Origin of the sequence: Citrobacter amalonaticus, assembly GCF_018252635.1 — a bacterium.
Taxonomy (GTDB): domain Bacteria; phylum Pseudomonadota; class Gammaproteobacteria; order Enterobacterales; family Enterobacteriaceae; genus Citrobacter_A; species Citrobacter_A amalonaticus_E.
In genome coordinates, this window is the sequence record NZ_JAGTXM010000002.1 from 627,409 (window position 1) to 646,633 (window position 19,225).

Below are 19,225 nucleotides of genomic sequence, written 5' to 3' on the forward strand. Positions count from 1 at the left end.
CTATACTTATCTCTTTGTTCTGTTTTCTCACTGGAGGAGTCATGCGGTGGATCCTGTTCATCCTCTGTTGCCTGCTGGGCGCACCATCCCACGCGGTGACCATTCCCGGCGTCACAACCGGCGCTGATGCTAACGCACAGACAACGCCTGCGCCCGAACCTGATGTCGAGCAAAAGAAAGCGGCCTACGGGGCGCTGGCCGACGTACTGGAAAATGAGTCATCGCGCAAAGAGTTGATTGACCAGTTGCGTACCGTTGCCGCCACACCGCCGCCGGATCCGGTACCGAAAATCACCCCACCGGCGGTCATTGAAGAAAAAACGGTGCTGGAAAACGTCACCGATCTTAGCCGCCATTATGGCGAAGCGCTGTCTGGTCGCTTTGCCCAACTCTATCGCAACATCACTGATGCCCCGCACAAACCCTTTAACCGCCAGACCTTCAATAATGCGCTCAGCCATTTTCTCATGTTGGCCGCTGCGGTGTTCGGTTTCTATTGGATGATCCGTCTATGTATGTTGCCGCTATATCGTAAAATGGGTAACTGGGCGCGGAAAAAAAACCGCGAACGCAGCAACTGGATTCAACTACCATCAATGATCGTTGGCGCGTTTATTATCGACCTGCTTTTGCTGGCGCTGACCCTGTTTGTCGGCCAGTTGTTGAGTGACAGGCTGAACGCTGGCAGCCGCACCATCGCGTTTCAGCAAGGGCTGTTTCTGAACGCCTTTGCACTGATCGAATTTTTCAAAGCCATTCTGCGACTGATCTTCTGTCCGAACGTAGCGGAACTGCGGCCTTTTACCATTCAGGATACCAGTGCCCGTTACTGGAACCGACGACTGAGTTCGCTGAGCAGTTTGATTGGCTATGGTTTGATCGTCGCTGTTCCGATTATTTCCAATCAGGTAAACGTACAGGTCGGTGCGATGGCCAACGTGGTCATCATGCTGTGTATCACCCTGTGGGCGCTGTATCTAATCTTCCGCAACAAGAAAGAGATCACCCAACACCTGCTGAATCTGGCGGAACGATCGCTGGCCTTTTTCAGCCTGTTTATCCGCGCCTTTGCGCTGGTCTGGCACTGGCTGGCAAGCGCCTATTTCATCGTGCTGTTTTTCTTCTCCCTGTTCGACCCCGGCAACAGTCTGAAGTTTATGATGGGGGCGACGGTGCGCAGTCTGGCGATCGTCGGCATTGCGGCTTTCGTTTCCGGGATGCTTACCCGCTGGATCGCCAAAACCATTACCCTCTCCCCGCATACGCAGCGTAATTATCCCGAACTGCAAAAGCGGCTCAACGGTTGGCTTTCTACCGCATTGAACGTGGCGCGGATCCTGACGGTCTGCGTCGCCATCATGTTGTTGTTAAACGCATGGGGACTGTTCGACTTCTGGAACTGGCTGCACAACGGCGCCGGTGAGAAGACGGTCGACATTCTGATCCGCATCGTGCTGATTCTGTTCTTCTCCGCGGTAGGCTGGACGCTGCTTGCCAGCCTGATCGAGAACCGGCTGGCCTCCGATATTCATGGTCGTCCCCTACCCAGCGCACGCACCCGCACGCTGTTAACGTTGTTTCGTAACGCGCTGGCGGTAATCATCAGCACCATCACCATCATGATCGTGCTGTCGGAAATTGGCGTAAACATCGCCCCCCTGTTGGCCGGGGCCGGGGCGCTGGGACTGGCGATCTCTTTTGGTGCGCAAACGCTGGTGAAAGATATAATTACCGGGGTCTTTATTCAGTTTGAAAATGGCATGAATACTGGCGATCTGGTCACTATCGGGCCGTTAACCGGTACGGTAGAACGCATGTCGATTCGCTCCGTTGGTGTACGTCAGGACACCGGGGCGTACCATATTATTCCGTGGTCATCGATCACCACCTTCGCCAACTTTGTCCGCGGCATTGGCTCGGTGGTCGCCAATTACGATGTGGATCGCCATGAAGATGCCGATAAGGCCAATCAGGCGCTAAAAGAGGCGGTCGCTGCGGTAATGGAAACTGAAGATGTTCGAGGGCTGATTATTGGTGAACCGTCGTTTGCCGGAATTGTCGGATTAACCAACACGGCATTTACGCTGAGGGTATCGTTCACCACGCTGCCGCTGAAACAGTGGACGGTCCGCTTCGCACTCGACAGCCAGGTGAAAAAACATTTCGACCTGGCTGGCATTCGCCCGCCGGTGCAAACCTGGCAGATACTGCCCGCCACGCCAACGACACCGATAGCCCCGACCGCACCGGCGTCGCAGCCACCGGGCGAACCGACGCTCTAGCGTTTACGCGTGCTAAATCGGCGGCGCTGGTCGTCATCCATAAAGGTCCAGGCGATAAAGCGGCTCTGCTTTTGTCCCTGGGCCATCTCTTTTTTCACCACCCTGACCGCCCCCACGTCAGTCAGCGAGCGATAGAGCGGCGGCAGGTTTTCGCCGCGTGACACCAGCGTGGTAAACCACATGACCTGACGGCCAAAGGCCTTGCTTTCGGTAATCATCGTTTTAATGAACGCCACTTCCCCCCCTTCGCACCACAGCTCCTGCTGCTGACCGCCGAAGTTCAGCGCATCATCTTTGCTCTGCCCGAGGTTGCGGCGTTTACGCTCGCTTCCTGCACGAGCAGAGGCGGCGGAGTCGTGGAACGGCGGGTTGCACAGCGTCGCGTCATATTGCTCATTTTTATGAATAATGCCGTTAAAGATAGCGGCAGGAGTTTTCTGTCGACGCAGGCGAATGGCGCGCGTCAGCCCCGGATTGGCGCTGATAATGGCCTGCGCGCTGGCTAACGCCTGATCGTGCGTCTCACTGCCTGTGAAACGCCAGCCATACTCATGAACGCCGATCAACGGATAAATACAGTTCGCGCCCACGCCAACATCAAGGATCGTGGCCTGGGTTGGCACACTTCCCGTCGTCTCAGCAAGAAGATCGGCCAGATGATGAATGTAATCTGCGCGCCCTGGCACAGGCGGACACAAAAACCCTTCAGGAATATCCCAGTTTGCCACCCCATAGAAATGCGCCAGCAGAGCCTTATTCAACGCCTTGACCGCCAGCGGATTGGCAAAATCAACGCTTTGCTCGCCCGCGGGGGTCAGGACAAGATACTGCGCCAGCTCGGGCGTGCCTTTGCAGAGCGTGGCAAGATCGTAGCGACTGTGATGACGGTTGCGCGGGTGTAAGCCCGGTTTCTGGGGGGACATAGCATTCTCCTTTTAACAGCGGCGTAAGATACCCGCATAACGCAACGCGGTAAACCGGGTTGATGAGAAACAGCAGTTCCACTGCAGCGAATCTGAGCGCGAAATGGGGCAAAGTGGTGCAAATCGCCCAAATATCAATGATATTTATGTCATTGATTTGTCAACATACGTCAATATTTTTCGTTCAAATTTTAAGCAGATCATCATCAATTTTTTACGCCATTTCTGCCGTACTGACGACCTACACTTATCTGGCACTACACGTTGTTTCACTGAGGAGAGCATCATGAAAAAATGCCTCGTATTACTCGTCTCCGCCACGCTTGCTGGTGTGGCCTTCGCAGCATCGGCAGCACAACCACTCAGCAGTCCCGATACTGGTCCGCTACGCGCGTCAGGTACCGTCTCTGCCACTGGCGCCACCAACCTGAGCGACCTGGAGGATAAACTGGCGGAAAAAGCGCAAGAACAAGGCGCGAAAGGCTTTGTGGTTAATTCCGCAGGCGGTAAGAATCAGATGTATGGTACTGCCACCATTTACAAGTAACCTTCCCCACCACCTGCCCGATAGCGACGCCGCTTATCGGGCCCCCCTCTTGAATGAGCCATTTTTGACCCCATCCTGGCTATAATGACCTCTGTGATAAAGCGTGAGGAGAATATCGCTATGGCCTCTGGTTGGGCAAATGATGACGCTGTGAACGAACAGATCAACAGTACAATTGAAGATGCTGTCGCGCGAGCAAGAGGTGAAATTCCACGCGGCGATAGCCTGTATGAATGTGAAGAATGTGGAGATCCCATCCCTGAAGCCCGCCGACAGGCGGTGCCTGGTGTAAGGCTGTGCCTTAACTGCCAACAGGAGAAAGATTCGCAAAATTCGTCCTATACGGGATATAATCGCAGAGGTTCAAAAGACAGCCAGCTACGTTGACCTATGTTTACACAGATATAAAGAACATGCCGTTTCGCTTACGCTCACGTTAAATTGCACTCTGCGTAGCAAAATGTGCCGTTCTCCTCTCAACTGTAAAGTGAACTGCGAAGAACCGTAAATTCATCTCGCGAATTAATTAGTAATCAATAAGTTATTTGTAGTTCAATTTTTTTGATGAATGTTGTCAATTCTCTTCGATTTTATCTCTCGAAAAAAAGCGTGATACTCATCACATCGACGGAACATCGTCTTCCTTAATAAATAACCTGCGAGAGATTAATAATGAAAACTATCAAATATGCTGTTGCCGCTGTTGCCCTGTCTGGTCTGTCTTTTGGCGTTTTCGCTGCCGAACCTGTTACGGCTGCTCAGGCGCAAAGCATGAATAAAATCGGTGTGGTTTCTGCGGAAGGCGCAACCACACTGGACGGCCTGGAAGCAAAACTGGCTGAGAAAGCCGCTGCAGCTGGCGCGAGCGGTTACAGCATCACCTCTGCCAACAACAACAACAAAATGAGCGGTACCGCTGTTATTTACAAATAAGTTTTACCCCGTCTGCTGCCAACAGACACCCTGCTCCAACCCTCATTGAACCTGAATTACCCTTATTTGCCCGTCCGCCACTGGACGGGCTTTTTTTTATCTGTCGTGCTAAAAACTGTCGTTCACTCGCGCCAGTCCTTCCTCGAGTGTTGCCACTTCTGCCGTTGCCACCAGGCAACAGGCCATCTGGATTTTCAACGATGCCGGTACCGGCTCACTTCCCGCCAGGCAGCGTTCGATCCAGCGCGCGGTCGTCTCAGGATCCTTTGCTGCGGGCAGCGGTACAGGTTCGTCGGGCATTTCACTTTGTCGGCTCTGTAGCACCCGAGTGCCAGTGCTATCAATCAGGCTAATCTGCGGGCAGCGTTGCGGATTGGCGTACACCTCACCTTCGGTTCCGTGCATCAACAGCCCACGCCCACCAATATCACTGAAGAATTTCGCTACGCGCGGCACATATTCCGGATGCGACACGCTGGCAAGACGCAGCGCGGCGTCTTCGGCAAACGGCGTTGCCAGCTTCGCCAACGTATGTGCGCTGTTACGCACGCCCAGTCGCCAGCGCATGGCCAGCTGTTTTTCCAGCGGTGGGCAGAGCGTACTCACCGGAATAAAGACCGGCTGATGTCCATCCAGTTTCGCCTGTGCCTGTCCGGCATGACGCGTCGGCGCAATTCCCATCAGCTCGAAAATGGTCTCCGTCAGCACGCGAGTCGGATCTTCACTCACCCCATGCACGACTACCGGAAAACCCAGCTTGTGCAATAAAATCGCCAGCAGCGGCGTCAGGTTCGCCTGTTTGCGGGCGCCGTTATAGCTGGGGATAACAATCGGCATCGGCTTCGCAACCGGCGGGGTAAGCTTAATGGAATGGTTTTGCATCGCCTCATAAAAGCCCAACATCTCGGCTTCCCCTTCTCCTTTGATACGCAACGCAATGAGTACGCCGCCCATCTCCAGTTCCGGGACATCGCCATTGAGCATATGGGTATACAGACCGCGTGCGGTGTCCTGATCCAGATCGCGCGCGTGGTTTTTGCCCCGGCCAATCTCTTTAATAATGTTGCGGTAATCCATAATGTCTCCCCTTACGACTTTTTCACACTATAGCCCCTCATAAGACCTGACTGATAGTCTTTTATCTTCGATACTACTGTTTGTTTTTTAGAACATTCTCAAAACGCAAGCATTATTTAAATTACTTGTGATTTCTTTGGCAAATTATTATTTCTGCGCATTCTGGTTTAATACGCTTCGGCAATGAGTAAGTTTCCATCTGAAAACTTCCAGGCAAAGTTTTCACAATAAAATACCAGGATTTAACATGAACAAAGTAACATTTGGCTTAATGATTGCTGCAATAATCGGATGCTCATCATCCGCATTTGCAGCGTCGAACGGCGAAGGACAGATTAACTTCACAGGTGAAATCGTTGATTCCGCTTGTCAGGTTGTTAATGGATTAAGCAGTCCCTTAAATGTGCAGTTAGGCAAAGTCTCTAAAACCGTCTTTACCGGGGCAGGGTCTACCAGCACATTGACAAAATTTGATATTCAGCTGAAAAACTGTCCTGAGACGGTGACTGCCGCAGCGATTAACTTTGGCGGTACGCCGGATGCGGATAACAACACCACTCTGGCGGTAACGCCGGGTGCTGGCGCAGCAGCGGGTGTAGCGATTCAGTTAGTTGATTCAGCGAATCAACCTGTGAGCCTCTACTCCCCTACCCGTCAATATCCGTTAGCAGCCGGAACCACAGTGAATAACCTTGAGTTCGGCGCACGTTATATTCAGACCCAGGCCGCAGTCACCGCAGGTCAGGCGAACTCCGTCTCTACATTTACTGTTATTTATAACTGATACAATCAATCAGGAGATATTCGTTTTCTCAAGAAGGCTAATATCTCCTCTTTTTTGAGAAAGAGCTATGCGACACAGTTATTTATTAGGCGCACTGTTACTGACAACAGTAACAGCCCATGCGGGTGTTATTATTAATGGCACCCGTCTGGTCTATCAGGGAGAGAAAAAAGAGTCTTCAATTGGTATTTCCAATCCGGACGATATTAACTACCTGGTGCAGTCCTGGGTGGATAACGGTATTAAGAAAGGTGATAAAGCCCCCTTTCTGATTACCCCACCGCTGTTCCGCCTGAACGCAAAAGAAGATAACGTGCTGCGCGTGGTTCGTACCGGTGGAAATATCCCGGAAGATCGCGAGTCATTGTACTGGCTAAATATTAAGGCTATTCCTTCCTCTAATCATCAGGAAGGGGTAAATACATTGCAAATCGCCATCAATACCCGCATGAAATTAATCTATCGACCGACAGCTATCAAAGGTAAACCTGAAGAGGTAGCCGATAAACTTGAATGGCACCGCGAAGGTAACGATCTGGTAGTGAATAACCCCACTCCTTTTTATATGAATTTCCAGAGCGTGACGCTGAATGGGAAAAAAGTGACGAAAGCCACCTGGGCTAAACCGAAAACGGCAAGTCACTTTGCTCTTCCGGCCAATACTGGCGGCTCAACCGTCTCCTGGTCTGTCATTACTGATTTCGGCAGTATCAGCAAAACCTGGTCTGCGCCCGTTCGTTAATACATTCACTCTTTGACGACTAAATAATCATGTACAGCACAAAAAAACCGCTTTCACGCCGATTGCATGCACTGCTGCCGACCTTTTTTGGGGTAGTAGTAACCTGCTTTGCGTTACAAGCCAGTGCTGAGGATTATTTTAACCCTGCCCTGCTGGATATAGATAATCCGGAGCAGGGTAAAACCGACCTTTCTGTTTATGAAAGCGGTCCGGGACAGGCACCAGGTAAATATCAGGTTAGCGTGTTTGTCAATAATAATAAAATTGACACCCGTGACGTTATTTTTAAATTACAAAAAGATGCGCAGGGAAAGAATTCCCTGCAGCCTTGCTTAAGCCTCGATGATTTAAAAAACCTTGGTGTCAAAACGAAAAACTTTCCGCAACTGGCAGGCGCCGGAGAGTGCGCGGATATTAGTGTAATCCCGTCAGCCTCTGCGACTTTTCGCGTCAAAAACCAGCAGCTTCTGCTCAGTATTCCTCAATCCGCGTTAGGTCAGATACCGCGTGGCTACATCGATCCGAAAGAATATGATGAAGGGATTACTGCTGGCATTTTGAATTACAGTGCGAATGCCAGTCAGAGCCGCGCCCGCCAGCCGGGGGAAGCGGACAACAGTAACCAGTACATTAACCTGCGTCCGGGCTTTAACACCGGAGCCTGGCGCGTGCGAAATTACACCACCTGGAATCACAGCTCTGATGGCGGGAAAGAAGATGGTAAGTTGACTCCCGTTTATACCTATGCACAACGCGATATCGTCGGTTTGAAAAGTGAACTGACGGTAGGTCAGAGTAATACCCAGGCCGACGTGTTTGACAGTATTTCATACACTGGCGCACAGATGGCTTCTGAAAGCGACATGCTGCCGGACAGCGAGCGCGGTTACGCCCCCGTAGTACGAGGCACGGCGCACAGTAACGCCCAGGTGGTCGTTCGTCAGAACGGCTATGTGATTTACCAGAACACGGTTGCTCCTGGCGCGTTCGAGATTAACGATCTCTATCCGACCGGCAGCAGCGGCGATCTGAACGTGACGGTAAAAGAGACCGATGGCAGTGAAAGTCATTTTGTGGTGCCGTTTGCCTCTGTGCCGGTACTGCAACGAGAAAAACACCTGAAGTACAGCGTGACCGCCGGGCGTTACCGTTCTTACGATAGCGATGTCGAGAAAACGCCTTTCGCGCAAGGGAGCGCGATCTACGGCCTGTCCCACGGCGTGACCGTTTACGGCGGTACACAACAGAGTTCGCATTATCATTCCGCCGCCTTCGGCGCAGGGAAAAACTTCGGCGACCTGGGGGCATTCTCCGTAGATGTGACTCGTGCAAAAGCACTGCTTAAACAGCGCAAAACCAGCAAAGGCCAGTCCATGCGCGTTCGCTACAGCAAAAATTTTGCCGTAACCGGGACTAATGTTTCACTGGCGGGTTACCGTTATAACAGCAAAGGGTTTTACACCCTTCAGGACACGATGGAATCCTGGACCAGCTCAAACGACTGGTCTGCACCGCAGCAACGCCGCTCACGTGCAGAAGCCACTATCGACCAACCTCTGGGCGATAACTGGGGCTCAGTGACCCTAAGCCTGGTGAAAGAGAGCTACTGGTCCCAGAATCAGGATATGACTTCATTAAGCGCCAGCTACAACAATAGCTGGCACGGGATAAGCTACAGCCTCAGCTACAGCTTCAATAAAAACAGCTATGACACTGATGAAGATGGCAAATCGGTCAGTAATGACCGCCAGATTAGCCTGAATATATCGGTACCTCTTGACCACTGGATGCACAACACATGGGCTAACTACAGTCTGAACAACGGTAAAGATGGCACCACTCATAACCTCGGCCTGAACGGTACGGCGCTGGAGAATGACAACCTGAGCTGGAACGTGCAGCAAAGTCTGGACAGCGCTAACAACAATACGGCCACCAGCATGAATACCGATTACAAAGGCACCTATGGCGAAGTGCACGGTGGCGTCAGCCAGGACAGCCATCAGCAAACCGTGAGTGCCGGCGTTCAGGGAGGCATTGTCGCCCACGCTGACGGCGTTACCTTTGGTCAAACCCTGGGTGAAACCATGGTGCTAGTCAAAGCGCCGGGTACGCACGGCACGCATGTGGCGAATCAGACCGGTGTGGAAACGGATCCTCGCGGCTATACCCTCGTCCCCTTTGCAACACCGTGGCGTCACAATCAGGTTTCACTGGATACCGAGACGCTGCCAGAAGATGCCGACGTCACATATGCCTCACAGACGGTAACGCCAACACGTGGCGCGGTGGTTCGCGCCAGCTTTGACACCCGCGTCGGCAACCGCGTCTTAATGACGCTGGCCTGGAATGACAAGCCGCTGCCCTTCGGCGCAACGGTCACCACGGAAGACAAAAGTAGCGAATTTATCGTCGGCAACGATGGCCAGGTGTATCTCACCGGCATGCCGCAGCAGGGACGCCTTTTCGTCTCCTGGGGCAAGGAGGCGAGCGAGCATTGCGTCGCCGATTACGCCCTGACGGAAGGAAAAGATGAAACCAACATTATTAACGCTGCCGCGCAGTGCCATTGATTAATACCGGACCGGACATGATGCAGATAGCAAAATCGTTTTTCTTACTTTTGGTTCTGGCGACGGCAGCACTCTTTATGCCGCACGCGAAGGCCTCGTGTCAGACGCCGAACCTACCGGCGCTATTGTCACTGGCATCGATCTCGGTCCCCACCAGCTTGCCAGTGGGGTCGACCATCCCCGGAACGGAACACGCCGTCCACGTATCGGGAAACTGCTACTACGCGCCGGATGCGGGTCAACCCATCATCGCGTGCTACAACGGCTTCGGTAAAGAGATTCCGGGGATCCCCGGCGTCTATGAAACGGGCGTCGCTGGCGTCGGCATCTCACTGAGAAATGATAAAGGACAGCGCGTGACGGGCGCGGCGGACCAGGTTTGTTCGGCGAACACGCCCATAGGCCAGGTCTCCGGTACGATGAACAGCGACAGTTCACTCTCTTTTAGCTTTGACGTGACGCTGGAACTGGTGAAAACCAACGAGACCGTCGCCTCTGGCTCGCTGACGATGAGTAATACGCAGTTCAACATTGCCGTTTCACGCCTTGAGGGCGTAGGTGAACCTAATACCCTCTCTTACTCAGGCAATGTTCAGGTGAAAGCAGTGACCTGTAACGTATCGCCCAAATCCCTGACCGTCACGCTGGGTGATTTTCCGGTGAGCCGCTTTACCGCACCGGGAACCGTGGTTTCCCAGTCGATATTCAATATTGGCATGCTCTGCGATCAGGATGTACAGCCGGAAATGATGATCGCCAGCGCCAATGGCTATGAAACGAATTATCCCGGCGTGATCAAACTAACGCCGGAAAGCGGCGTGGCGACAGGGGTGGGAGTGAAAATACTCTTTAACGGTCAGATACCGGCTTTCGGGCAATATATGAACACCTTTACCACCTATGCCAATATCCAGTCGCAATATCCCTTCAGCGTCTCTTACGAGCAAACCAGCGCGGAGGTCACGCCGGGAACGGCTAACGCCGTCGCAACCATCACGGTGGCCTACCAATGAAAACACTGATAACTATTTTGCTGCTTGGACTGTCCTGTTATAGCCAGGCAGAAGAGATTCAGGTCAATATTCGCGGAAATATTTATGCAAACGCCTGCCAGGTGGACAGCGCCAGCCAGAACCTGACGGTCAATCTGGGCAAAGCGAATACCGGCGATTTTAAAGATGTGGGCGATACCGGAACGTGGAAATCGTTCGACTTAACCCTGTCAAAATGCCCAAACACAGCCGTGCTGGCCACGGCCACCTTTCACGGTCAGCCGGACAGCATACATCCGACTAAATTCGCCAGCACCGGAACCGCGAAAGGGCTGGCGCTGGAGCTTGCCGACCCGCAGGATCAGATCTCGCTTGCCCCGGACGCCAGCTTCAGCGTATTGATTAACCAAAACGACCACACGGCGGATTTCCCGCTGGCCGCCCGCTATTACGCCACCTCATTGCCCGTCACGGCAGGAACGTTCAGTAGCGTGGTACAGGTCACGTTTATTTACCAGTAGAACCACGCCTCTTAGCACGGAGGCTTTTTTTACGCCCGGCGGTCAGTGTTGCCGGGCGTTTTTTTACTTCGGGTACATCAGGTTGTTCAATTGGAAACACCGGTAACGCATTCAGCAACCGCTGACCGTAGTTTTTTGTTAACAAACGCTTGTCGTAAATTACCACCTCTCCCCAGCAACCGTGGCTACGGATCAGGCGCCCGACCTGCTGAATAAGATTGAACGAGGCGGCTGGCAGGCTTTGCACTTCGAACGGATAGCGATTGAGGCTTTTAAGCCACTCGCCTTCGGTGATCACCACCGGGCTGTCGATGGGTGGAAACGCAATTTTGTGGATATGTACCTGGCTGAGTAAATCGCCTTTCAGATCCAACCCCTCGGCAAAAGACTGCAATCCGACCAGCACGCTACGCTCGCCGTTTTCCACCCGCTTGCGATGCAGTTCCACCAACCGGTAGCGCGGCTGATCGCCCTGAACCAGCAGCAGCAAACGCAGATCGGTGACGTGTTCCAGAAAGCGTTGCATCGCGCGTCCACTGGCAAACAGCACTAACATACCGGTATGTTTTTTACTTTCTAATTGTTCGCGGAAATAAGCAGCCATCTCCGCGATATGTTGTTCTTCGTTATCGATCAAGGGTTCGTAGCGCATCCGCGGGATGACGATTTTACCCTGTTCAACATGGTTAAACGGCGAATCGAGCGCGACGAAGCGGTCTCCGGCTTTTTCCTTCAGGCCGCTCATCTCCTGCAGACGCGAAAAGCTGTTGAGCGAACGCAACGTGGCGGAAGTGACGATAATATGCGGCACACTGCGCCAGAGTAGCCTTTCAAGCTGATCGCTCACGCGAATACCCACGCAATGAAACCAGACGTGAGGCTGTCCGTCACGCACATCGCGTGTCGTCCATTTCGACACCGGCGCACCAGACGACTGGCCAAGCGAAGCCAGTCGCCACAGCTTACTTTGCGCTTCAAACATTCCCAGCGCGCGGTTCATTTGCAAAATGATACGGTGCAGACGAACAATGTCATGGCTGCCGGTTTTCTCACTGAGATCGTTTAAAAACAGTTCAGCCAGACCACGTAACGTTTCCGTCAGTTTTGCCAGACGCTGGCAAATTTCCATTACTTCAGCGGGCAACTCTCCCATCGCAAAGCGGTGCTCCGCTTCCTGACCAGCAGGCATATATAAATTGAGAATATGGTTGAGTGACGCAATAAGCTCGTACAGCTCTTCGCAGTGGCTGTTCAGACGCTCCGGACTGGCTAACGGCGGCGTGGTTTTGGGACGAAACTGCTCCATGCAGGTCGCCACCAGTTTGCTGAACAGATCCAGTTGCAGGCGATACCAGGGCGCAGTAATTTCCGCGCTCATTTCCAGCGCATCGCGGGCGACGTCCGGCAGGTGATGGCCTTCATCGAGCACCAGCAGCAGGTTTTTCGGGTCCGGTAGCACCGCTTCACTCTCCATCGCCGCCATCACCAATGCATGGTTTGCCACCACCACTTCTGCTTCCTGAATCTCCCGGCGCGCCACAAAAAACGGACACTCGCGATAGTAATGGCAGTTGCGGTTCAGACAACTGGCTTTATCGGTGCTCAGTCGTCGCCAGAGATCGTCGTCAATGGCGATATCCGTATGATCGCGAAGGCCGTCCCACTTGTAGCTGTCGAGATCATTTTTCAGCCTGGCGCAGCGCTTCTGTTCTTCCTGATTGTTCGGCGTAAGCTCATCGTCAAGAAACGCGAGCAGATCCTGTTGCGTCGGTTCGGTACTCGCCATCGCCGTCAGGTTTCGCGGACACACATAACGTCCACGACCAAATGCGGCGGTAAAGCGAAGATCGGGAATGATTTTGCGCAGTAGCGGCAAATCTTTACTGTAGATCTGATCCTGCAACGCCACATTGGCGGTACTGACCACCAGCGTTTTTTGCTCTTCCCGCGCAATGGCAATGCCGGGGATAAGATAGGACAGGGTTTTCCCCACTCCGGTGGGGGCTTCAATCGCCAGATGGCGCCCCTCTTCCCCGGTAAGCGTTTTTGCAACATCAGCAATCATCTGCCGCTGCGGCGCGCGGGGGATAAAGTCGGGGATCTGTTCCTGAAGCGCCTTATACCAGGCGGCGATTTGCGCCTTAAGCGCAGCGGTCAATGCCATTGAGAAAACCTGAAACACTGTATAAACAGCCACTATTGTGGCACATTTCAGGCTCGGGACGTACCTTTTTTGCCAGTAGTGGGAAGCGCTTCGCAACTGAGAGGGAATTGCCGGATGACGGCTTGCGCCTTATCCGGCCTACGTTTATAGCGCGTAGGCCGGATAAGCGCAGCGCCATCAGGCAACGGCGCTGAAGCTTAATAGTAGCCCAGCAGCTTCCACCACAACATACCAACAGCAAAAATGATGATCACATTAAAGGTCACCACGCACAGATTGATTCGGTAAAACCGTGGTCGCTCAAAATAGCCTTGCGCAAAGTAGATAGGGCCGGGTCCGCCGCCGTACTCAGTATTTCCCCACATCAGGTTACTGAAGATACCGAAGCAGATAGCCACCATCATCGGCGGTGCGCCAGCGGCAATCGCCGTGGCGGCAAATGGCGCGTATAGCGCGGCAACGTGCCCCGTAGCGGTCGCAAACAGGTAATGGACGTAGATGTACAGGACGCCGAGCACGATAAAGGCTTCCATCGCGCCAAACCCCTGAATCCCGCTGCCCAGTTTTACCGTCATCCATTTGATGAATCCCAGATCCGCCAGTCCCGTCGCCAGGCTGATGATCACGCTGAACCAGATTACAGTGTCCCAGGCCGCATGGTCGTTAAGGAGACTTTTCCAGCTCACCGCCCCCGTCGCAAACAGATATGCCGCCAGCCCCAGTCCTACGGAGGTCGCAGAAATTCCGGTTATCAGGCTGGTTCCCCACCCCACCAGCGCCAGCACAAAGCCGATGGCTACTTTTTTCTCATTACTGCTCATGCCGCCCAGTTCACTCAGCGACTGTTTGCCCATCGCTTTGGCTTCCGGTGTATGCTTCAGTTCCGGATCCAACAGCTTGTAGACCAGCAGCGGCATCAGGCAAAAACAAACCATCGCCGGCACTACCGCGGAAATAAACCAGCCGCCCCAGGTGATCTCCAGACCCAGCGTGGATTTTGCCAGGCTTGCCACCAGCGGGTTCGCCGCCATCCCCGTTAAAAATATCGCCCCGGTGATCGGCGTGAACTGAAAGCAGACCATCGTTAAGAAATCGCCAATCCGCTTGCCGGTCACGCCGGGTGCCGAACCGAGCACGTCGTTGATTGAGCGGGCGATAGGGAAAATAATCCCGCCAGAACGCGCCGTCACGGAAGGCATCGCCGGGGCCATAATCAGGTCGGAAACGCCAAGCGAATAGGCGATCCCCAGGCTACTGCCACCAAACAGCGACAGCATTTTATAGGCAATACGTTTCCCCAGTCCGGAAGTAACAAACCCCAGCGAGAGCACGTAGGCACAGAAAATCAGCCATACCGTGCCAGAGGCAAAGCCCGACAGCGCCTTCGCTTCAGTCAACGTTTTGCTAAAGATGACCACGCAAAGCGCAATCAGCATGACCGCCCCCGAAGGGAGCGGTTGGGTCAGAATCGCCGCGATGGTCGCGGCAAAAATCGCAAACATATGCCAGGCCGCCGGCGTTAACCCATCAGGAACGGGAATAAACCAAATGACGACACCGATTACCAGCGGGATCAGAAATGAGAGAAGTTTCTTTCCCGCGACAGAATTTGTAGACATAGCCATATCCTTATTCCGTTAGCACGAGAACGTTCATTTCCGTGACTGATATTTGGCAAGCACCTGATCGACCATCTCCGGTGCCATGCCCAGATAATTGGCCGGGTCGGTCAGTTGGTTAATCAGTTGCGGATCCAGCCGTTGCGCGACGGTCGGCATGGCGTTCAGTACATCAGCCAGATGACCGCCCTTTTCATTGACGATGCGGCAGGCGTCATACACCACATCGTGAGCATCCTGACGACCGATGTACGGAGCCAGCCCCATCATTACGGCTTCGGCTACAATCAGCCCATTGGTCATTCCCAGATTGCGCGCCATCGCGGCTTCATCGACCTCCAGTCCTGCCAGCATAAAGTTGGCCTGATGCAGCGCCCCTGCGCTCAGGACGAAACTTTCCGGGATAGCAATCCATTCCGCGTGCCACGGTCCAGTGGCGCGCTCCAGATCCTGAACCATCGCATCCAGCATCAATCCGGCCTGTTGGCGAACGCCCTTCGCGCAGGCCAGCATCAGTTCGCTGGAGATAGGGTTACGTTTTTGCGGCATCGTGCTGCTGGCGCCGCGCCCTTTTACGAACGGTTCATACAGTTCGCCAAACTCGTTCGACGCCATCAGCATCACGTCATATGCAATTTTTCCTAGCGAACCGGTGATGACCGCCAGCAGATTCACTGCTTCGGCGAAGCCGTCGCGCGCGACGTGCCAGGTGGAGGTCGGAACGTTAAGACCTAACTCTTCCATCAGCGCTTTTTGTACCGGCAATCCTTTATCACCCAGCGATGCCAGCGTTCCGGCAGCCCCGGCAAATTCACCGACCAGCACACGCGGACGCGCCTGTTGCAGTCGTTCGGCGTGGCGTTCAAACATGTCCAGCCAGATGGCAGCTTTATAGCCAAAAGTCACCGGCAGCGCCTGCTGTAAGTGGGTACGTCCGGCCATCGGTGTATCCCGATAGCGCAGCGCCAGGTCAGCCAATGTCGCACGCAACCGGTTCATATCCGCCTCGATCAGTTCAAAGGCGTCACGGATTTGCAGCACCACTGCCGTGTCCATAATGTCCTGCGTCGTCGCCCCCCAGTGCACATAGCCGCCAGACTCTCCGGCCTGCTTTGAAATCTGGTGCACAAGCGGCAGGATCGGATAACCGACGATTTCCGTCTCATGGCGCAGCAAATCGAAATCCAGCGTATCGGCATTACACTTTTCGGCGATCTCTTTGGCTGCCGCTTCCGGGATAACCCCACAACGCGCCTGCGCTTTGGCGAGCGCCACCTCCACTTCGACATACTTGCGAATGAGTTCGTAGTCATCAAACACCGCACGCATTGCCGGTGTACCAAAAGAATCTCTAAATAAAACAGAATCCATTACATTCGAAGCCATAAATCCCCCGGTTCAATCTGATAATGATAAGATGAGCGTCTGACCCGGTTTACAACGCAACCGGGATAACAAAAATGTCCGAACATACATAAATGTCCGTACATTTGAAATGTACGGACATTTATAATAATCATGACGAATGTAGGGAATAGTCCGTACCCATTTTTGTGACTGTGATCATTAATTATTTGACGAAACTGCGATGAAAGAATCTCTGTACAAGCGGATAGCCCGTGAACTGGCCCATCAAATATCGACGGGAACTTACCCACCCGGTTCACTGTTTCCGACAGAAATGGAACTGTGCGAAACCTGGCAAGTGAGTCGTCATACCATGCGCGAAGCACTGCGGGAATTAACGGAACAGGGGTTGATTTCGCGACGTAAAGGCGCCGGCACGCGCGTATGCGAACCGCAGGCGAGCGGGGTTAACCATCCGCTCTCGCATCTGGAAGATCTGCTGCTGTTAGCAAAAAACAACCTGCGGGTAATTAAGAAGATCGATGAGATTGTGGCGGATATTGAGCTCTCCCAACTGATAGATTGCCCGCCCGGCTCACGTTGGCTACATATCGCCAGTATTCGCGAAGATGCGCAAAACCCGCAAGCGCCTATTTGCTGGACGGACAGTTACGCCAGCACCGATTACTCCCGGCTGCGCACGTTTATCCGCGACGACCCGCACTCACTGATAAGCGATCTGATCGAAACGCACTACGGAATTAAGAGTCACGAAGTGCATCAGACGATCACCGCCGTTGGCGTACCGAAGAAAATCGCGAAGCTACTGAATGTCGAGCCTGACTCTCCGGCGATGCGCATTGTACGTCGCTATCGGGATCGTGACGGAAAGGTGTTTGAGACCACCATTTCGATTCACCCGGCGGGAAGGTATACCTGCTCTATTGTGTTGAAATCGCAGAATTCCGGGGAGTGAGGGGGGTTATATTCGCATGCCACCATCGGTGATGGTTTACGTTCACCTTACGTCCACTTTTTCTCTGGAATATCTCTACCTGTGAACGTGCAAGGGAGGCTCTTCGCCGCCTCCTTAACACGTTCACAGGTGCAAATGTCACCATGAAGCAGTGAACATAAAGTGAACGTAGCCCATCACCTTATGAACATATTCTCCTGGACGCCTGCCAAACGGCTTACTGTACTGGCGTAATTCTGCGTGGACGACGCGGCGGACGGGGCTTTTCGCCTGCCAGTTTCGCATCGCCTGTGCGGCGTGAAGGTTTAGCGCCGACTTTTGGCGCGCCACCGTCCTGACGGCGCGGTTGCTGAGCGCGACCCGTCCCCTGACCACGCCCTCGACCGCCGCCGCTACGCTGCTGGCGACCATTCTGAATCGGTTCTGCTTTAATCGATGGATCCGGCTCATAGCCCGGCGTAGTAATACGCGGGATCTCTTTTTTCAGCAGCTTTTCAATATCACGCAGCAGTTTGTGTTCATCAACACACACCAGCGACAGCGCTTCACCCGTCGCCGCAGCACGACCGGTACGACCGATACGGTGCACATAATCTTCCGGAACGTTCGGCAGCTCGTAGTTCACCACGTGCGGCAGCTCTTCGATGTCCAGACCACGCGCTGCGATGTCAGTCGCCACCAGCACGCGAATATCGCCTGATTTAAAATCCGCCAGCGCACGGGTACGCGCCCCCTGGCTCTTGTTTCCGTGAATCGCCGCGCTGCGGATACCGTCTTTGTTGAGCTGTTCCGCCAGGTGGTTGGCGCCGTGTTTGGTGCGGGTAAAGACCAGCACCTGCTGCCAGTTGCCCTGACCGATCATTTGCGACAGCAGTTCGCGCTTGCGTTTCTTATCGACAAAATGAACGTGCTGCGTCACCTGCTCAGACGCCGTGTTGCGACGCGCCACTTCAATTTCCAGCGGGTTATGCAACAGCTTTTCAGCCAGTGCTTTAATGTCATCAGAGAACGTCGCGGAAAACAGCAGGTTCTGACGTTTCGCCGGCAATTTCGCTAAAACACGGCGAATGTCGTGAATAAAGCCCATATCAAGCATACGGTCCGCTTCATCCAGCACCAGAATCTCAATCTGGTCGAGCTTCACCGCGTTCTGATGTTCCAGATCCAGCAGGCGGCCCGGCGTTGCCACCAGCACATCGACGCCACCACGCAGTTTCATCATCTGTGGGTTAATACTCACGCCGCCAAAAACCACCAGCGAACGGATGTTCAGATACTTGCTGTAATCACGAACGTTTTCCCCAATCTGCGCCGCCAGTTCACGCGTCGGCGTCAGGATCAGCGCACGTACCGGGCGACGCCCTTTCGCATGCGGCTGTTTGGTAATGAGGTGCTGAAGCAACGGCAGGGTAAAGCCTGCGGTTTTACCCGTGCCGGTTTGCGCACTCGCCATCAGATCACGACCTTCCAGCACGGCAGGGATTGCCTGCTGCTGAATAGGGGTAGGTTCACGGTAACCCTGCTCGGCAATCGCGCGCAGAATATCAGGATTTAAACCCAGGGAATCAAAAGACATAACTACTCCGGACCGCCCCGACCGTTCCCGGTGTCGTTTTCAGGGAGATACATACAATTTGGGAATGACAAAAACCACAATGTCATGAAGGGGCGGAGTGTAGCAGTTTTTGTGACACACCGCATAAATTATCCCTGCCCCTGGAAAAGACAAAATAAACGACCAGACT

At 53.6% G+C, this 19,225-nt stretch carries 16 protein-coding genes; 10 read left to right on the forward strand and 6 right to left on the reverse strand.

The annotated features are described in order from the left end of the window. The first annotated feature begins 41 nt into the window (after positions 1-41). The gene (gene ybiO / locus KE671_RS07445; protein WP_206162391.1) at positions 42-2,282 is read left to right on the forward strand and encodes a mechanosensitive channel protein; all 2,241 of its coding nucleotides are present in this window, start codon (positions 42-44) and stop codon (positions 2,280-2,282) included. On the opposite strand, the gene rlmF is transcribed toward ybiO, so the two are convergent. Further along, on the reverse strand, positions 2,279-3,205 hold the full coding sequence (gene rlmF / locus KE671_RS07450) for a 23S rRNA (adenine(1618)-N(6))-methyltransferase RlmF (RefSeq protein WP_206162392.1): 927 nt from the start codon (positions 3,203-3,205) through the stop codon (positions 2,279-2,281). The two genes, ybiO and rlmF, sit on opposite strands and share 4 nt — an antisense overlap. Before the next feature lie 286 nt (positions 3,206-3,491). Between rlmF and mcbA the strand changes: the two genes are divergently transcribed. From mcbA to ybiJ, 3 genes are all read left to right on the forward strand, one after another. Further along, positions 3,492-3,752: a DUF1471 family periplasmic protein McbA gene (gene mcbA, locus KE671_RS07455; protein ID WP_206162393.1), complete on the forward strand. Its 261-nt coding sequence runs from the start codon at positions 3,492-3,494 to the stop codon at positions 3,750-3,752. A 120-nt stretch (positions 3,753-3,872) separates the two neighbouring features. Beyond that, entirely contained in the window at positions 3,873-4,139 is a 267-nt protein-coding gene (locus tag KE671_RS07460) for a DksA/TraR family C4-type zinc finger protein (protein WP_043001279.1), read from the forward strand. 285 nt (positions 4,140-4,424) lie between these two features. Next, entirely contained in the window at positions 4,425-4,685 is a 261-nt protein-coding gene (gene ybiJ, locus KE671_RS07465; RefSeq protein WP_206162394.1) for a DUF1471 family protein YbiJ, read from the forward strand. 108 nt (positions 4,686-4,793) lie between these two features. Here ybiJ and ybiB read toward each other — a convergent pair whose 3' ends face one another. Further along, the gene (ybiB, locus tag KE671_RS07470; protein ID WP_206162395.1) at positions 4,794-5,762 is read right to left on the reverse strand and encodes a DNA-binding protein YbiB; all 969 of its coding nucleotides are present in this window, start codon (positions 5,760-5,762) and stop codon (positions 4,794-4,796) included. 247 nt (positions 5,763-6,009) lie between these two features. On the opposite strand from ybiB, the gene KE671_RS07475 reads away from it, so the two are divergent. The 5 genes from KE671_RS07475 to KE671_RS07495 all read left to right on the forward strand — a co-directional run bounded on the left by KE671_RS07475 (position 6,010) and on the right by KE671_RS07495 (position 11,374). Next, positions 6,010-6,546, forward strand: a complete 537-nt coding sequence (locus KE671_RS07475) for a fimbrial protein (RefSeq protein ID WP_206162396.1) — start codon at positions 6,010-6,012, stop codon at positions 6,544-6,546. 67 nt (positions 6,547-6,613) lie between these two features. Beyond that, positions 6,614-7,288: a fimbrial biogenesis chaperone gene (locus tag KE671_RS07480; RefSeq protein WP_206162397.1), complete on the forward strand. Its 675-nt coding sequence runs from the start codon at positions 6,614-6,616 to the stop codon at positions 7,286-7,288. A gap of 29 nt (positions 7,289-7,317) precedes the next feature. Further along, complete coding sequence (locus tag KE671_RS07485; RefSeq protein WP_206162398.1) at positions 7,318-9,861, forward strand: fimbria/pilus outer membrane usher protein; 2,544 nt, start codon at positions 7,318-7,320, stop codon at positions 9,859-9,861. A 20-nt stretch (positions 9,862-9,881) separates the two neighbouring features. After that, positions 9,882-10,874 (forward strand): fimbrial protein, encoded by a 993-nt coding sequence (locus KE671_RS07490; RefSeq protein WP_206162779.1) that lies wholly within the window; start codon positions 9,882-9,884, stop codon positions 10,872-10,874. Then, positions 10,871-11,374, forward strand: a complete 504-nt coding sequence (locus KE671_RS07495; protein WP_206162399.1) for a fimbrial protein — start codon at positions 10,871-10,873, stop codon at positions 11,372-11,374. Before KE671_RS07490 ends, KE671_RS07495 begins: the two co-directional genes overlap by 4 nt. On the opposite strand, the gene dinG is transcribed toward KE671_RS07495, so the two are convergent. The 3 genes from dinG to pcaB all read right to left on the reverse strand — a co-directional run bounded on the left by dinG (position 11,361) and on the right by pcaB (position 16,543). Continuing rightward, a complete protein-coding gene (dinG, locus tag KE671_RS07500; protein ID WP_206162400.1) occupies positions 11,361-13,538 on the reverse strand; it encodes an ATP-dependent DNA helicase DinG in 2,178 nt (725 codons plus the stop codon). The genes KE671_RS07495 and dinG overlap by 14 nt on opposite strands. Positions 13,539-13,735: 197 nt before the next feature. Next, entirely contained in the window at positions 13,736-15,157 is a 1,422-nt protein-coding gene (locus KE671_RS07505) for a DASS family sodium-coupled anion symporter (RefSeq protein ID WP_206162401.1), read from the reverse strand. Positions 15,158-15,190: 33 nt separating this feature from the next. Continuing rightward, a complete protein-coding gene (gene pcaB, locus KE671_RS07510; protein ID WP_206162402.1) occupies positions 15,191-16,543 on the reverse strand; it encodes a 3-carboxy-cis,cis-muconate cycloisomerase in 1,353 nt (450 codons plus the stop codon). A gap of 202 nt (positions 16,544-16,745) precedes the next feature. On the opposite strand from pcaB, the gene KE671_RS07515 reads away from it, so the two are divergent. Further along, positions 16,746-17,480: a GntR family transcriptional regulator gene (locus KE671_RS07515; protein WP_206162403.1), complete on the forward strand. Its 735-nt coding sequence runs from the start codon at positions 16,746-16,748 to the stop codon at positions 17,478-17,480. A gap of 217 nt (positions 17,481-17,697) precedes the next feature. Here KE671_RS07515 and rhlE read toward each other — a convergent pair whose 3' ends face one another. After that, positions 17,698-19,056, reverse strand: a complete 1,359-nt coding sequence (rhlE, locus tag KE671_RS07520) for an ATP-dependent RNA helicase RhlE (protein WP_206162404.1) — start codon at positions 19,054-19,056, stop codon at positions 17,698-17,700. Positions 19,057-19,225 lie beyond the last annotated feature (169 nt).

What these genes read in the sequence shown, in the direction of transcription:
- ybiO (WP_206162391.1), top strand. Translation starts at nt 42, where the DNA reads ATGCGGTGGATCCTGTTCATCCTCTGTTGCCTGCTGGGCGCACCATCC.
- pcaB (WP_206162402.1), bottom strand. Translation starts at nt 16,543, where the DNA reads ATGGCTTCGAATGTAATGGATTCTGTTTTATTTAGAGATTCTTTTGGT.
- KE671_RS07490 (WP_206162779.1), top strand. Translation starts at nt 9,882, where the DNA reads ATGCAGATAGCAAAATCGTTTTTCTTACTTTTGGTTCTGGCGACGGCA.
- rlmF (WP_206162392.1), bottom strand. Translation starts at nt 3,205, where the DNA reads ATGTCCCCCCAGAAACCGGGCTTACACCCGCGCAACCGTCATCACAGT.
- ybiB (WP_206162395.1), bottom strand. Translation starts at nt 5,762, where the DNA reads ATGGATTACCGCAACATTATTAAAGAGATTGGCCGGGGCAAAAACCAC.
- KE671_RS07460 (WP_043001279.1), top strand. Translation starts at nt 3,873, where the DNA reads ATGGCCTCTGGTTGGGCAAATGATGACGCTGTGAACGAACAGATCAAC.
- KE671_RS07505 (WP_206162401.1), bottom strand. Translation starts at nt 15,157, where the DNA reads ATGTCTACAAATTCTGTCGCGGGAAAGAAACTTCTCTCATTTCTGATC.
- dinG (WP_206162400.1), bottom strand. Translation starts at nt 13,538, where the DNA reads ATGGCATTGACCGCTGCGCTTAAGGCGCAAATCGCCGCCTGGTATAAG.
- ybiJ (WP_206162394.1), top strand. Translation starts at nt 4,425, where the DNA reads ATGAAAACTATCAAATATGCTGTTGCCGCTGTTGCCCTGTCTGGTCTG.
- rhlE (WP_206162404.1), bottom strand. Translation starts at nt 19,056, where the DNA reads ATGTCTTTTGATTCCCTGGGTTTAAATCCTGATATTCTGCGCGCGATT.
- KE671_RS07495 (WP_206162399.1), top strand. Translation starts at nt 10,871, where the DNA reads ATGAAAACACTGATAACTATTTTGCTGCTTGGACTGTCCTGTTATAGC.
- KE671_RS07480 (WP_206162397.1), top strand. Translation starts at nt 6,614, where the DNA reads ATGCGACACAGTTATTTATTAGGCGCACTGTTACTGACAACAGTAACA.
- KE671_RS07515 (WP_206162403.1), top strand. Translation starts at nt 16,746, where the DNA reads ATGAAAGAATCTCTGTACAAGCGGATAGCCCGTGAACTGGCCCATCAA.
- KE671_RS07485 (WP_206162398.1), top strand. Translation starts at nt 7,318, where the DNA reads ATGTACAGCACAAAAAAACCGCTTTCACGCCGATTGCATGCACTGCTG.
- mcbA (WP_206162393.1), top strand. Translation starts at nt 3,492, where the DNA reads ATGAAAAAATGCCTCGTATTACTCGTCTCCGCCACGCTTGCTGGTGTG.
- KE671_RS07475 (WP_206162396.1), top strand. Translation starts at nt 6,010, where the DNA reads ATGAACAAAGTAACATTTGGCTTAATGATTGCTGCAATAATCGGATGC.